The sequence below is a fragment of the Rhizobium sp. BK491 genome (assembly GCF_014194925.1).
Lineage (GTDB): Bacteria > Pseudomonadota > Alphaproteobacteria > Rhizobiales > Rhizobiaceae > Rhizobium.
Genome location: NZ_JACIAR010000002.1, coordinates 292,184 through 305,971 on the forward strand (window position 1 = coordinate 292,184; position 13,788 = coordinate 305,971).

The window sequence follows — 13,788 nt, forward strand, 5'->3', positions numbered from 1 at the left end:
TGATCTCGTCGACAACCGAGTCATCGTACACACGGGGTCACTCCTACCTGCCGGCCGCGCCCCCTTCTCCCCAAGGGGAGAAGGAGATTCCGGTGCTCATCCGCCCCATATGCGATTCCCCTGCTCTCAAGGGGAGGTGTTAACAGGCTAGATCGGCGACGACCGAGTCGAGAACCAGCATCCCAGCCGGCGTGCAGCGCAGGCGGGAATTGCCGATCCGCTCTATGAAACCGTGTTCCAGTAAAAACGCCTCGCGCTGCGGATCGGGATCGCGCCCGGACAGCTGCTGCCAGCGGGCGAGGTCGACGCCCTCCCTCAGCCGCAGGCCCATCAGCAGCAATTCGTCGGCCTGTTCGTCGAAACTCAGCATTTCCTGGTCAATCATGCCGTGGCCGTCGCGCTCGACCATCTCGAGCCAGCTCTCCGGCTTGCGTTCGGTCGCCGTCGCCAGCTTCTGCGGGCCACGCGTCAGGCGGCCATGGGCGCCGGGGCCGATCCCCGCATAGTCGCCATAGCGCCAATAGGTGAGATTGTGCCGGCTTTCGGCGCCGGGACGCGCGTGATTGGAAACCTCATAGGCCGGCATGCCCTCGCGCTCGGTAATCTCCTGCGTCGCCTCATAGAGCAGCGCCGATTGATCGCCATCGGGCACGATCAGCTTGCCGGCCTTGTGCAGGCCATAGAACGGCGTGCCTTCCTCGATCGTCAGCTGATAGAGCGAGAGATGATCGACCGCATAGGAGATCGCCTCTTTCAGCTCGCGTTCCCATTCCTCGACGGTCTGGTTCGGGCGCGCATAGATAAGGTCGAAGGACATGCGCGGAAAAATCTCGCGCGCCAGTCTGATTGCCTTCAGCGCATCCTCGACATTGTGCAGCCGGCCGAGAAATTTCAGGTCGCGGTCGTTGAGTGCCTGCACGCCCATCGATACGCGATTGACCCCGGCGGCGCGGTAGCCTCGAAAGCGCTCTGCCTCGACGCTCGACGGATTGGCCTCCATGGTGATCTCGATGCCGTCAGGCACATGCCAGGTCCCGGCAATGCCATCGAGGATCGCGCCCACCGTTTCCGGTTTCATCAGCGACGGTGTGCCGCCGCCGAGAAAGACGCTGGTCACGGTCTTCGGGCCGCTGATCGTCCGCATCGTCGCCATTTCCTTCAGAAAGGCGGCGGCGAAACGCTCCTGATCGACAGGCTGATGGCGGACATGGCTGTTGAAATCGCAATAGGGACATTTGGCTGCGCAGAAAGGCCAATGCACATAGACGCCGAAACCGGGTTCGCCGGTATCGGGCAGCAATTGCGCCCCGCGCATCAGATCCTCGGTATCAACGACTTCCACGGGGTTAGCTTACGCCTCCAGGCAGGTTTCGACAAAGATCTTGAAGGCGCGGGCGCGATGCGAGAGCGCCTGCTCGTCGCCGGGCTTCCAGCCATGCTTCTGTTCGGCGCTCATTTCGCCGAATGTGGTCTCGTAGCCCTTTGGCTGGAAGACCGGATCGTAGCCGAAGCCTTGGCTGCCGCGTGGTGGCCAGACGACCGTGCCTTCGACTTCGCCGCGGAAAAGCTCGGTATGCCCGTCCGGCCAGGCGAGGCAAAGCACGCTGACGAAGCGTGCCGTGCGGCTCTCCGGCGTGGTGGCGCCGGCCTTCTCCAGCGCGGTCTCGACCTTCCGCATGGCCATGGCGAAGTCGCGCGTGCCGTCAGCCGTTTCGGCCCAATTGGCGGTGTAGACGCCGGGATCGCCGCCGAGCGCATCGATCACAAGGCCGGAATCGTCCGAGAGTGCCGGCAAGCCGGAGGCGTTGGCGGAGGCGAGCGCCTTGATCGTCGCATTTTCCTCGAAAGTCGTGCCCGTCTCGTCCGGCTCGATGAAGTTGAGATCGGCGGCGGACTTGGCGGCAAAGCCGAGCGGGCCGATCAGATCGCGGATTTCCTGGATCTTGCCGGCATTGTGGCTGGCGACGACGATGGTCTTGGTGTCGAGCTTGCGCATGTGCTGTCCTGTCATAGGCCCCAGATGCGGGGTTCGGCGCATTCCAGGCTGTTGCCGGCCGGATCGCGGAAATAGATCGAACGGCCGCCATTCGGCCAGTGAAAATCGGCTTCGATATCGACACCGGCTGCCTTCAGCCTCTCGGCCATGGCGCCGATCTCGTTGCCATCGACGCGGAAGCAGACATGACCCTGCCCCTTCGTGCCGTGCGGCGGCACGGGCAAGGCACCCGGCTCATGCGGCTTGACCGTTTCCTCGCTGTTGAAGATCAGGAGCACGCCCGGCCCGCAGCGATAGAAGACGTGACGGTTGCCGCCGCGCGAGATCTTTTGCAATCCGAGTATGCCGCCATAAAAGGCCTCGGCTGCATCGAGATCGTCCGCATAAAGCGCGGTTTCAAGGACGCCTCCGAGGGCCGGGTCAGCCATTCAAAATATCCTCAGGCGATAGCCTGCTTCTGCAGCTCCACCAGTTCGGCAATGCCGTTCTTGGCCAGATGCATCAGCGTGGCGAATTCCTCTTCGCTGAAGGGGGCACCCTCAGCCGTTCCCTGGATCTCGACGATGCCGCCCTTGCCCGTCATGACGAAATTGGCGTCGGTCTCGGCCGAGGAATCCTCAAGATAGTCGAGATCGATGACAGGCTGATCGGCGAAGATGCCGCAGGAGATGGCGGCGATGTGATCCTTCAGCACCCGCTCGACCTTCACCATGTTGCGGCTTTCCATCCACTTCAGGCAGTCGTAAAGCGCGATCCAGCCACCGGTGATCGAGGCCGTGCGCGTGCCGCCATCGGCCTGGATGACGTCGCAATCGACGGTGATCTGGCGCTCGCCGAGTTCCTTGAGATCGACGACGGCGCGCAGCGATCGGCCGATGAGGCGCTGGATTTCCTGCGTACGGCCACCCTGCTTGCCGGCGGCAGCTTCGCGCTTCATGCGCTCGCCGGTTGCGCGCGGCAGCATGCCGTATTCGGCCGTGACCCAGCCCTTGCCGCTGTTGCGCAGCCATGGCGGCGTCTTGTCCTCCAGGCTTGCCGTGCAGAGCACATGCGTATCGCCGAATTTCACCAGGCAGGAGCCTTCCGCATGCTTGGAAAAATTGCGCTCGAACGACACCTTGCGCATCTGGTCGGTTTTTCTGCCTGAAGGCCGCATTCCACTCTCCTGAAAGTTCGTTGACCGCTTCTACGACCCACAGGTCGCTTTTGCAAAGGAAAAGCAGGCTGCAAAGCCGCTCGGCAGCCATGGCGGCATTTTTACCTTTTGCCATTGCTAACTGAATGATTATATTTTGCCCAAGGCTCAACGGAATGGATCTGACAGCGAAATGGTATTCACGACATCGTCGGTCTCGGATGTCATTGCTGCACTGGACGAACGCTCCAAGGAAATCTTCCGTCGCATCGTCGAAGGCTATCTTGAGAACGGCGAGCCATTGGGCTCGCGCAATCTCTCGCGCCTCTTGCCCATGTCGCTGTCGCCGGCTTCTGTGCGCAATGTCATGAGCGATCTGGAAGAGCTGGGGCTCATCTATTCGCCGCATGTGAGCGCCGGGCGCTTGCCGACCCAGGTGGGCCTGCGCTTCTTCGTCGATGCTTTCATGCAGGTCGGCGATCTCTCGGCCGAGGACCGCGCCAATATCGACCGGCAGGTGCGCGGCAGCAATCGCGACCAGCCGGTGGAATCGATGATGTCGGAGGCAAGCCGGGTGCTGTCGGGCATCTCGCGCGGCGCCGGTCTCGTCATCACCTCCAAGAGCGATCCGGTTCTCAAACATGTGGAATTCATCCGGCTGGAGCCGACCAAGGCACTCGCCGTGCTCGTCGGCGAGCACGATCAGGTGGAAAACCGCATTATCGAGCTGCCGGCCGGCACCACATCGTCGCAGCTGACGGAAGCGGCCAACTTCCTCAACGCCCATATGACCGGCCAGACGATGCCGGAATTGCGGCGGCAGCTGCAAACTCTCAAGGAAAGCGTGCGCCAGGAGCTGGATAGCCTCTCCCATCAGCTGGTCGAGCGCGGCATCGCCGTCTGGTCCGGCGGCGATGACGACGGCAAGCCGACGCAGCTTATCGTTCGAGGTCATTCCAATCTACTCGCCGAAATCGGCGGCGCGGAGGATCTGGATCGTCTGCGCCTGCTTTTCGACGATCTGGAGAAGAAGGACAGCCTGATCGAGATCCTCAATCTCGCCGAAAGCGGACCGGGTGTGCGCATCTTCATCGGCTCGGAAAACAAGCTCTTCTCGCTGTCGGGCTCTTCGCTGATCGTTGCGCCCTATCGCGATGATGATGACCGCATCGTCGGCGCCGTCGGTGTCATCGGCCCGACGCGGCTGAACTACGCCCGCATCGTGCCCATGGTCGATTATACCGCGCAGCTGATCTCGCGGCTTTCGCGACCTGGAATCTGAGGAGAGGATCTAGAGCAATTCCAGGAAAAGTGCGCAGCGGTTTTCCGTCCGGAATTGCGAGGCAACAAAGAGATAGAGCGGTTCAGGGATTCCGTGGAAAACTGAACCACTCTAGCTGCTGCCGTCAATCGGGAAGCAAGGTTCCCGATCCGCCCATTTCGGCTGGCAAGTCCTTCTGCTTCGGCAGCCCGTCCTTCAGATGCAGCACCGTCGTCTCGTAGTTGACATGCACGCCAGGCTGAAAATCGAGGTCGGGCAGGACGGCCGCGTAGACATCGGTCACGCCCCACGGCGGATGTTCCGTCAGAAGATGACCGCCGCAGACCGTGCACCACTTGCGCACGCTCTTCTCGGTCTTCTGGTAGCTGCCGATCTTGTCCGCGCCTTTGGTGACGTGCACGGCTTCCGGCGGCCAGAGCGAGAAGGCGTTGATCGGCCCTGCCGACCATTCCCGACAGGAGTCGCAATGGCAGTAGCCCATCGCCATTGGCTCGCCATCGACTGCGATTTCCACCGCGCCACAGAAACACTTGCCTGAAAGGGATTTGCCATTAGACATTGATCTCACCTCGCTGTGCTGAGATGTATTTTAGAATACCACTGGTAGGGAGGGCTGAACAGCCGATGTCACAAGCGGCAGCAATGAGCAGGGAGAGGTATTGCCGTCATCGCAAAGCCGTGAATTGGCTGTTCTTCTCGACAAAGCCTTGATTTTTTCCGAGCAAACCTCGATATCGGGCACATCCAAAGACCAAGCAATTCGGAGACCGTCATGACCGACGAAACAACAAAAACCGGACCTGACGCCACGGCGGCTGACACGTCAGCGGATTTCGCGCAGGATGCAGCGGAAACCGTAGATGCGGCCGAGCCGTCCCAGCCAGATCCGGTTGAGCTGCTGAAGGCCGAAAACGGCGAACTGCGCGATCGGTATCTTCGCCTGGCTGCCGAGATGGACAACCTCCGTCGCCGCACCGAGCGCGATGTGAAGGATGCAAAGTCCTATTCCGTGGCAAGCTTTGCCCGCGACATGCTCTCGGTGGCAGACAATCTGCGCCGCACGCTGGATGCCATCCCGGCTGAGGCACGCGCCGGCGCCGATGCCGGCCTTAAGACGCTGATCGAAGGCGTCGAGATGACCGAGCGTTCGATGTTGTCGGCTCTCGAGCGTCACGGCGTGCGCCAGCTCGAACCGATCGGACAGAAGTTCGATCCCAATTTCCATCAGGCCATGTTCGAAGTGCCCAATCCCGAGGTGCCGAACAACACGGTCGTTCAGGTCGTGCAGGCAGGTTTCGCCATTGGCGATCGCGTTCTGCGCCCGGCCATGGTCGGCGTTGCCAAGGGTGGCCCGAAGATTGTCGAAAATGCCGAGCAGGGCGCCAACAGTCCGCTGGATGAAAAAGACGCCTGATCCTCTTTCGGGCACACCAATAAAAGAAAGAGCCGGACGATCTCTGATCGTCCGGCTCTTATTTTTGCCTTGGTCCGATGCGATCCAAGCCGTCAGGCGGCGTTGGATGCCTGCTCCTCGTTGAGGAACGCGTAAATGGCGGAGGCGGAATCGGTGGCGCGGAGCTTGGCGACGAGATCCTGGTCCCGCAGAACGCGGGCGATGCGCGAGAGCGCCTTCAGGTGGTCTGCGCCGGCCCCTTCGGGTGCGAGCAGCAGGAAGACGAGATCGACGGGCTGGTCGTCCAGCGCCTCGAAATCGACAGGCGCTTCAAGGCGCGCGAAAATGCCGGCGATGGATTTGATGCTGGCAAGCTTGCCGTGGGGAATGGCGATACCGTTGCCGACGCCGGTGGAACCGAGGCGCTCGCGCTGCAGTACGACGTCGAAGATTTCGCGCTCGGGCAATCCGGTCAGCTTGGAAGCTTTGGCGGCCAACTCCTGAAGCAGTTGTTTTTTGGAATTTGCCTTCAAGGCGGGGATGATCGCATCTTGCTGTAGCAAATCTGCCAATGCCATTCTCTTTATCCTTCGTGTCGCCGAGAACCGATGACGGGCAAGCGGCGGCCAGCTGCGATGATGCGCGGCCGCCGCTTATCTTCTATTCTCAGCCTTTGATATTGGCTGCGTCGATCCAGCCAATGTTGCCGTCCTGACGGCGGTAGACGATGTTCAAGTGCTCGTTGCCGGGGCTGCGGAAGAGCAGCAGCGGTTCGTCGGTCATGTCGAGTGCCATCACGGCAGTCGCCACCGACATGGTCTTCAATTGCTTCGTACTTTCTGCGACGATCGCTGGCGCGAAATCGGCAGGAATTTCCTCATCGTCATCTGGAATGCCGTCCATGACCGTATAGGCGACTTCCGCCTGCCCGTTCACATGGTTGCCGGCCTGATGGTCCTTGAGTTTGCGCTTGTAACGGCGCAGGCGCTTTTCGATGCGCTCGGATGCTGCATCGAAAGCAAGCTGCGGGTCCATGGCTTCGCCTGCAGCATGCAATACCACGCCGCTATCGAGATGAAGCTTGCAATCGGCCGCGAAGCGCGAACTGGACTTGTGTACAGTTACCTGACCTGAATACCCCCCGTCGAAGTATTTGGTCACGGCCATACCGATCTGGTCTTCTATCCGCTGGCGGAAGGAGTCACCAATTTCCATATGTTTACCGGAGACACGCACACTCATGGAGTTTCCCTTCTTGTAGTGGTTATTGCGCGTATCAGTTTACGCCAAGCCTCAAGCTCATCCAAGCACTTCACGCAGTCAAAGGCAAATTGCGTATATCGACCGCCTTTTGGATGGTGGGGATAAGTTTCATGGTCGTGCTGTCCTGCAGCGATTGCGGCGGGCTTCTAGCCCTGCCGCATGGGAAAGTCAACTGCGTCTTAACGGACTGTTAGGAGTTCGGCAGCCTGTGGTTGAGGGTAGCCGCCCGTCAGAAACCGGAAACTTTGGCCAAAGCCCGCTTCTCCCGGCGCCGTTGCACGGAGGAGGGGATGTTCATGGCTTCCCGGTACTTTGCAACCGTGCGGCGAGCAAGCTCTATCCCGCCCTTCTTCAGCGTATCGACAATATCGTCGTCGGACAGAACCGCATCCGGGCTCTCGTTCGTGATCAGCAGACGGATCTTGTGACGTACGGCTTCGGCGGAATGGCTGTCGCCGCCTTCGACGGCGCCGATCGAAACCGTGAAGAAATATTTGAGCTCGAACAGACCACGCGGCGTCAGCATGTATTTGTTCGAGGTCACGCGGCTGACCGTCGATTCATGCATCTTGATGGCGTCCGCCACAGTTTTCAGGTTGAGCGGCCGCAGATGGTCGACGCCATGCAGCAGGAACGCGTCCTGTTGCCGCACGATCTCGCTTGCCACCTTCATGATCGTCTTGGCGCGCTGGTCCAGGCTGCGGGTCAGCCAATTGGCGTTCTGCAGGCATTCCGATAGGAAGGCGTGGTCCTGGCTGGTCTTGGTGACGGAGGCGAAATAGGACTGGCTCACCAAGACCCGCGGCAGCGCATCGGGATTGAGCTCCACCAGCCAGCTCCCGTCCGCAGAGGGACGCACGACGATATCGGGCATGATCGCCTCCGATATCTCGGTCTCGAAACCGCTGCCCGGCTTGGGGTTGAGCTGACGGATTTCCGTCATCATGTCGAGCAGATCTTCCTCATCGACACCGCAGACCCGCTTCAACGTCGCAAAATCGCGCCGCGCGAGCAGTTCAAGGTTTTCGATCAGCCGCTCCATGGCGGGATCGAAGCGATCCTTCTGCCGAAGCTGGATCGCCAGGCATTCGCTGAGGCAGCGGGCAAAGACACCGGGAGGATCGAGCTGCTGCAGGGTGTCCAGAACCCGTTCCACATCGGCAAGCGTGGTGCCGAGCCGTTCGGCCGTTTCGTTGAGCTCGGCGTGCAGATAGCCGGTGTCGTCGAGCTGGTCGACAAGATGCTGGGCAATCAGCCGATCGGCCATGGCGGGAAGCGAAAATGGGATCTGTTCGTTCAGATGATCGCGCAGCGACACCTGGCCGGCGACGAAATCGTCCAGGTCATAGCTCTCACCGGCTTCCCCCCCTGGCATGGACTTCCATTGGCTGAGCAGCTCCGGCGCATCGGCGCGCTGCGGGCTACCGTCATCAGGAAAGATATCGCCGAAATTGGTGTCGAGCTCGTCGCTCAGCCGGTTGGCATTGCCGGTATTGTCACTCTCATACCAGTCGCTCGCAAGGTCGCCGGCATTGCGTTCGGAGCCATCTTCGCCATGGGTTTCCTCCATGGTCTCAAACCGTTCGTCCTTCGGCTCACGGTCGCTGGTACTGCCTAGATCCTCGTCATTTGACGCAAATTCCAGCAGCGGATTCTTCTCGACTTCCTGCGCGATGAATTGGGTGAGCTCGAAATGCGTCATCTGCAGCAACTGGATGGATTGCATCAGTTGCGGTGTCATCACCAGGCTCTGGCTTTGGCGCAGGAAAAGATTGGCCGATAATGCCATGGCGGACGCGGGACTCCCCTTGAACTCCTCGGGAATCCGCGTCTTTTATCACTAAAATTCTCGCGAAATTCCAACTGGCCCAAAAATTGCTTTTTTATTGGATTTGGTCAAGCGGAACTGTGAAGCCGAAGTAAATTTCCGGCGCGCGGTAGCATCCGCTAATATTGGCGGATCGGAAGATGGCATTTCAGCCTATCAGAGGCTGAAATTGTCACCCAGATACAGCTTGCGTACTTCAGGGTTGCTGACGATATCGTTCGCCCTGCCATGGGTCAGCACCTCACCCGCATGGATGATGTAGGCACGGTCGATCAGGCCGAGCGTTTCGCGAACATTGTGGTCCGTGATCAGCACGCCGATTCCGCGTGCAGTCAGATGATGCACAAGGTTCTGGATATCCGCGACCGAAATCGGGTCGACGCCGGCGAAAGGCTCGTCGAGCAGCATGAAGGTCGGGTCGGTCGCCAGCGCACGGGCGATTTCGAGGCGGCGCCGTTCGCCGCCCGAAAGTGCGATCGCCGGCACCGTGCGCAGATTGCGAATGTGGAATTCCTCCAGCAATTCGTCGATCTTGCGCTCCCGCTTCGTCTTGTCCTTTTCATGGACCTCGAGCACGGCGCGGATGTTTTCTTCCACGGTCAGGCCGCGGAAGATCGAGGCTTCCTGCGGCAGATAGCCGACGCCGAGCCGCGCACGGCGGTACATCGGCATCGACGTGACGTTGTTGCCGTCAATTTCGATCGTGCCCTCATCGACCGGCACCAGCCCGGTGATCATGTAGAAGCAGGTCGTCTTGCCGGCGCCGTTCGGCCCCAGCAGGCCAACAGCCTCGCCACGCCGTACCACCAGCGAAACGCCATTCACGACGCGACGCCTGCCGTAGGTCTTGGTGAGGCCGCGGGCGATCAGCGTGCCTTTATAGCGTGCTTTGTCGGCGGCCGGTGCGCCGGATGCCGCAGAAGACGGCCCGGGCACGCCGGGCAAGGTGGAGGTTGTCGATGTCGTCACGAGGGGACCGGTATCAGTTTTTCTTTTGTTGTTGCTGCACTTGCTGCGACTTCGGGTCGAGCTGGATCTGGACGCGGCCGCCACAGGAATCCAACTGGGCTTCGCCTGTCGCCATGTGCACGGTAAGCTGGCAGCCGGTGAAAACGTTCGGCCCGTCAGTCAGAACCACTTTCTTGCCCTTGAGGATGGCAAGCTGGTTGGTCATGTCGAAGGAGCCGTCCTCCGCCGTCGCCGTCTGCGTTCCGGAAACGAGGTAGACCTTGTCGTTGACCAGAATGTGGTCGATGTTGGCATCGCCAGACACCAGCGACTGGTTCTGTTCCTTGGCGGCCTTCGCGACCGGATTGTCGGGCTGCTTGGCGTCACCCGCCTGCTTCTTCTTGTAGAAGACCGTCATCTTGCCGGCCTGCATGGTCGTCGTGCCCTGCACGACCTTGACGTTGCCGGTGAAGACGGCCTGGCTTTCCTGGTCGTGGATCTCAAGCTTGTCGCTTTCGATCTGGATCGGCTGATCCTTGGAAAGGGCAAGGCCCGGCATCGAACTGGTCGTCGACTGTGCGCCGGCCTCGGCGGCGGCGAAGAATGCTGCGGCGCCAAAGGCACAGAGAAGGCCTGCCTTGCGCAAGCCGGAATTGAAAATTGAATTAGGCCAATACTTTGTCATGAACCGCCCGGCTTCTGTTGGCTATCTGAATTATGGGAAGTGGCGGGTTCGATGTTCATCCGAACCTGCCCGTCGAATTCGATTACGCTCCCCTTATCCGTCATCTTGAGCGAACGCGCAACAACCGACATACCGCCTCGGCTGATTGCGACCTGATCCTGGCTAGAAAGGTCTCCCTTCTTCACGTCCAGGAAGGCGGTCTTGAATTCTGCGTGCAGGCCGTTGTCCATAATGATGGTGAAGGGTTCGGTCAGCTTCAGTGTATCGGCCTGGCGATCGAAATCTGCGCTTTGGGCCGTGACGTGGGCGATCACATCCGTATTGACCGGCATGGATGCCTTGATGGTCTTGAGCGTGATCATATTCGGGTTCTTGATATCCTGCAGCGCTTTTTCGGCAAGCAGCGAATAGCTGATGCCGTCCTTGTTGCGGCCGGATATGGCAGGGCGCTCCATGACCACCTTGCCATCCTCGATCTTGGCACCCTCGATCCGGATGTCGGCGGGCAGATAGGCACGGATGACCGAGACGACGATAAACAGGAGCGAGACCACGACGGCGGCAAGCGGCAACAGCACTCTCAGCCGCTTCACGCGGTTAGAGTGGAAAATCGCGTCTTTATACGCGTTCCGTTCCGGCACCGAGCGCATTGCCTCGCCGGGGGGCTCGATCGTATTGAGCATGCAACTGGTCCGTCTTCTATGATCCGGAAAACCGCATTCACGCTATGCGAGGCTGTGCCAAAAAGCCTATCGGATCGTTTCGCATTATTGCACTGGCTTGCCAATATGGATTTTTTCCTGCCATGGGCGAATTTTAGCAGAAAAATATGCCATCGGCCGGTTTCATCAGGTCGGGCGATGTCCTATCTGATGAACGACAGAGCGACGTCCCGCCGACGACATCGAAAACGGGAAACGCTTTTCTCTGAGGATTGTGCCCGTTTCAAGGTGTCATACATCCGGTTTGTAGCGCTTTCAATTTGTTGCGGGGAGAAATAAGGCGTGATGGATAGTTCTGCAATCGCGGATCGGCGACAATTGCGCCGCAAGCTTGGTTTCTGGCGCATTGTTGCCGTTTTGCTCCTGGTGGCATTGGGCTTTGCGTTTTATCGCTTCGTCTCTGCCGATCTGCCCGATGCGCGCGGTCCGCAGATCGCCCGCGTCAAGATTTCCGGGCTCATTCAGGACGATCCGGAACTTCTGGAGCGGCTGAAGAAGATCCGCGACAATGACCAGGTCAAGGCGCTGATCGTGTCGATCTCCTCGACGGGCGGAACGACCTATGGTGGCGAGCGTATCTTCAAGGCGATCCGCGCGGTCGCCGCCAAGAAGCCGGTTGTGTCGGACATTCGTACCGTCGCAGCCTCGGCTGGCTACATGATCGCGACGGCCGGCGACGATATCGTTGCGGGCGATACCTCCATCACCGGGTCGATCGGCGTCATCTTCCAGTACCCGCAGGTCAAGGATCTGCTCGACAAGGTCGGCGTTTCGCTCGACGAGATCAAGTCGGCGCCGCTGAAGGCCGAGCCGTCGCCCTTCCATCCCGCCAGCGAAGACGCCAAGAACATGATCCGCAATATGGTCATGGACAGCTACGCCTGGTTCGTGGATCTGGTTGCCGAGCGCCGCAAACTGCCGCGCGACGAAGTACTGAAGCTTGCCGACGGCAGCATCTTCACCGGCCGCCAGGCGCTGCAGAACAAGCTGATCGACACGCTCGGCGGCGAGGAAGAAATCCTAGCCTATCTCGAAACGCGCAAGGTCAAGAAGGACCTGCCGATCGTCGATTGGAAGCCGGAAGACAAAACTTCGTCCTTCTTTTGGCCGGGTGCCGCTTCCTGGTTGCTAAATCGCCTCGGTTATGATGATTTTATCAAAGGAGAGAGCCTCCAGAAAATCATGACCGATAAGTTGTTTCTTGACGGCCTGCTTTCTGTTTGGCAGGGTGCAGCCAATTGATAAATCAATGATTTAAGGGGATAGCTGTGATTAAGTCGGAACTGGTGCAGATTGTTGCCGCCCGCAACCCGCATCTCTATCACCGCGACGTCGAAAATATCGTCAATGCTGTCTTGGATGAGATCACCGATGCGCTCGCAGCGGGAAACCGAGTTGAGCTTCGCGGCTTCGGTGCCTTTTCCGTCAAGAACCGGCCTTCACGCTCTGGTCGCAACCCACGCACCGGCGATACCGTCTTCGTCGAGGAAAAATGGGTTCCCTTCTTCAAGACGGGCAAGGAATTGCGCGAGCGCCTGAATCCGGGCGCCGGCGACGATGAGGAAGACGACAACTGATCGGGCCGTTCCGGCCGAGTTTCCCCAAATGCGCCGACGAAAATAGTTGTAGGACATGATTGTGCCGCGACGCGGTGGCACTTGAATTCAGCCGCCTCTTTTCTATTCTGCGGCTGAAGGTGGCTTGGGTGCGTGGCACTCATGGCCGCGGATAAAGGAGCTGCGCAATGGCCAAGAAGATCGTCAATCTGCTGATATTGCTGCCGCTCGGCATCATCCTCATCATATTCTGCGTTGCCAACAGGCAATCCGTCACTTTGGCGCTCAATCCCTTTCGGCCGGAGGATCAGGTGCTGTCGTTGAATGCGCCCCTGTTCGTGCTGTTGTTTGTGGCGCTGATCCTCGGCATGATCGTCGGTGCCGCGGTCACTTGGGTTAATCAGGGAAAGCATCGCAAGCGCGCGCGTAACCAGTCGCGAGAAGCGGTACGCTGGCAGGCTGAAGCGGACAAGCATCGCACGCGCGCCGAAGAGATCGCCGGGCAGCTGCCGTCAAAGTGAAGCGGCATCGCCAAGCCGCATCTCTTTATAATCCCCTTCCGGCGACGCGCCGTCGCCGATGATCTCGAAGCCGAGCATCCTGTAGAACGCCATGGCGCGGATGTTTTTGACCAGGCATTTCAGCCGATAGCGGCGCCCTGGCCAATCCGGCAGTGCGGCAAGCAGGGCCTTGCCCGCGCCACGGCCCTGGAAGGCCGGCAGGATATAGAGCATGTGGATGAAGTCGTCCGGCTCCCAAATCGCGGCGAAGCCGGCGACCGTTCCATGCTCATCTTCGCAGACGAACAGTCGCTCGCCATTCGTGTGAGTGGCGAAGTCTTCCAGTGTAAAGCGATCGGGGTCGACCCAGCGGAATGTCTCGCGGCGGACCTGGAGGTAAATCTCCGCGAGCGTCTGCATATCCTGTTCGCGTGCGGGCCGGATGGCCCATGTCTGAGATTGCAATGTCATGATCGACTA

The 13,788-nt window shown here is 59.7% G+C and carries 17 protein-coding genes; 5 read left to right on the forward strand and 12 right to left on the reverse strand.

Annotated elements, in window-relative coordinates:
* Positions 1–139: 139 nt before the first annotated feature.
* Genes hemW through rph form a run of 4 tightly spaced genes read right to left on the reverse strand, consistent with a single transcriptional unit; the run spans position 140 to position 3,152 of the window.
* The gene (gene hemW, locus FHX05_RS09285) at positions 140–1,315 is read right to left on the reverse strand and encodes a radical SAM family heme chaperone HemW (RefSeq protein ID WP_183872407.1); all 1,176 of its coding nucleotides are present in this window, start codon (positions 1,313–1,315) and stop codon (positions 140–142) included.
* A 36-nt stretch (positions 1,316–1,351) separates the two neighbouring features.
* On the reverse strand, positions 1,352–1,996 hold the full coding sequence (gene rdgB / locus FHX05_RS09290; RefSeq protein WP_112409901.1) for an RdgB/HAM1 family non-canonical purine NTP pyrophosphatase: 645 nt from the start codon (positions 1,994–1,996) through the stop codon (positions 1,352–1,354).
* 11 nt (positions 1,997–2,007) lie between these two features.
* Positions 2,008–2,424 carry a VOC family protein gene (locus tag FHX05_RS09295; RefSeq protein ID WP_112336698.1) on the reverse strand — a complete coding sequence of 139 codons (417 nt, stop codon included), beginning with the start codon at positions 2,422–2,424 and terminating at the stop codon, positions 2,008–2,010.
* An 11-nt stretch (positions 2,425–2,435) separates the two neighbouring features.
* Positions 2,436–3,152: a ribonuclease PH gene (gene rph, locus FHX05_RS09300; protein WP_015338597.1), complete on the reverse strand. Its 717-nt coding sequence runs from the start codon at positions 3,150–3,152 to the stop codon at positions 2,436–2,438.
* A gap of 172 nt (positions 3,153–3,324) precedes the next feature.
* Between rph and hrcA the strand changes: the two genes are divergently transcribed.
* Positions 3,325–4,413, forward strand: a complete 1,089-nt coding sequence (gene hrcA / locus FHX05_RS09305; protein ID WP_015338598.1) for a heat-inducible transcriptional repressor HrcA — start codon at positions 3,325–3,327, stop codon at positions 4,411–4,413.
* 124 nt (positions 4,414–4,537) lie between these two features.
* Here the strand turns inward: hrcA and FHX05_RS09310 are convergent, their stop codons facing one another.
* Positions 4,538–4,972 carry a GFA family protein gene (locus tag FHX05_RS09310; RefSeq protein WP_112336697.1) on the reverse strand — a complete coding sequence of 145 codons (435 nt, stop codon included), beginning with the start codon at positions 4,970–4,972 and terminating at the stop codon, positions 4,538–4,540.
* A 213-nt stretch (positions 4,973–5,185) separates the two neighbouring features.
* On the opposite strand from FHX05_RS09310, the gene grpE reads away from it, so the two are divergent.
* Positions 5,186–5,827, forward strand: coding sequence for a nucleotide exchange factor GrpE (grpE, locus tag FHX05_RS09315; protein WP_015338600.1), 642 nt, complete (start codon positions 5,186–5,188; stop codon positions 5,825–5,827).
* A gap of 92 nt (positions 5,828–5,919) precedes the next feature.
* On the opposite strand, the gene ptsN is transcribed toward grpE, so the two are convergent.
* The 6 genes from ptsN to lptC all read right to left on the reverse strand — a co-directional run bounded on the left by ptsN (position 5,920) and on the right by lptC (position 11,213).
* Positions 5,920–6,384 (reverse strand): PTS IIA-like nitrogen regulatory protein PtsN, encoded by a 465-nt coding sequence (gene ptsN, locus FHX05_RS09320; RefSeq protein WP_015338601.1) that lies wholly within the window; start codon positions 6,382–6,384, stop codon positions 5,920–5,922.
* Between the two features lie 88 nt (positions 6,385–6,472).
* Positions 6,473–7,048 carry a ribosome-associated translation inhibitor RaiA gene (gene raiA / locus FHX05_RS09325; RefSeq protein WP_015338602.1) on the reverse strand — a complete coding sequence of 192 codons (576 nt, stop codon included), beginning with the start codon at positions 7,046–7,048 and terminating at the stop codon, positions 6,473–6,475.
* A gap of 250 nt (positions 7,049–7,298) precedes the next feature.
* Complete coding sequence (gene rpoN / locus FHX05_RS09330) at positions 7,299–8,858, reverse strand: RNA polymerase factor sigma-54 (RefSeq protein ID WP_112609373.1); 1,560 nt, start codon at positions 8,856–8,858, stop codon at positions 7,299–7,301.
* 195 nt (positions 8,859–9,053) lie between these two features.
* A complete protein-coding gene (gene lptB / locus FHX05_RS09335; RefSeq protein ID WP_041677789.1) occupies positions 9,054–9,842 on the reverse strand; it encodes an LPS export ABC transporter ATP-binding protein in 789 nt (262 codons plus the stop codon).
* A gap of 37 nt (positions 9,843–9,879) precedes the next feature.
* Positions 9,880–10,530, reverse strand: coding sequence for an LptA/OstA family protein (locus FHX05_RS09340; protein ID WP_112336694.1), 651 nt, complete (start codon positions 10,528–10,530; stop codon positions 9,880–9,882).
* Positions 10,527–11,213: an LPS export ABC transporter periplasmic protein LptC gene (lptC, locus tag FHX05_RS09345; protein WP_112336693.1), complete on the reverse strand. Its 687-nt coding sequence runs from the start codon at positions 11,211–11,213 to the stop codon at positions 10,527–10,529. Before lptC ends, FHX05_RS09340 begins: the two co-directional genes overlap by 4 nt.
* A gap of 324 nt (positions 11,214–11,537) precedes the next feature.
* On the opposite strand from lptC, the gene sppA reads away from it, so the two are divergent.
* From sppA to FHX05_RS09360, 3 genes are all read left to right on the forward strand, one after another.
* Positions 11,538–12,494 carry a signal peptide peptidase SppA gene (gene sppA / locus FHX05_RS09350; RefSeq protein ID WP_183713358.1) on the forward strand — a complete coding sequence of 319 codons (957 nt, stop codon included), beginning with the start codon at positions 11,538–11,540 and terminating at the stop codon, positions 12,492–12,494.
* 26 nt (positions 12,495–12,520) lie between these two features.
* Positions 12,521–12,829, forward strand: coding sequence for an integration host factor subunit beta (locus FHX05_RS09355; protein ID WP_015338608.1), 309 nt, complete (start codon positions 12,521–12,523; stop codon positions 12,827–12,829).
* 167 nt (positions 12,830–12,996) lie between these two features.
* Positions 12,997–13,329, forward strand: coding sequence for a LapA family protein (locus FHX05_RS09360; protein WP_112336691.1), 333 nt, complete (start codon positions 12,997–12,999; stop codon positions 13,327–13,329).
* Here the strand turns inward: FHX05_RS09360 and FHX05_RS09365 are convergent.
* Positions 13,321–13,779 carry a GNAT family N-acetyltransferase gene (locus FHX05_RS09365; protein WP_183713352.1) on the reverse strand — a complete coding sequence of 153 codons (459 nt, stop codon included), beginning with the start codon at positions 13,777–13,779 and terminating at the stop codon, positions 13,321–13,323. The two genes, FHX05_RS09360 and FHX05_RS09365, sit on opposite strands and share 9 nt — an antisense overlap.
* Between the last annotated feature and the right edge of the window lie 9 nt (positions 13,780–13,788).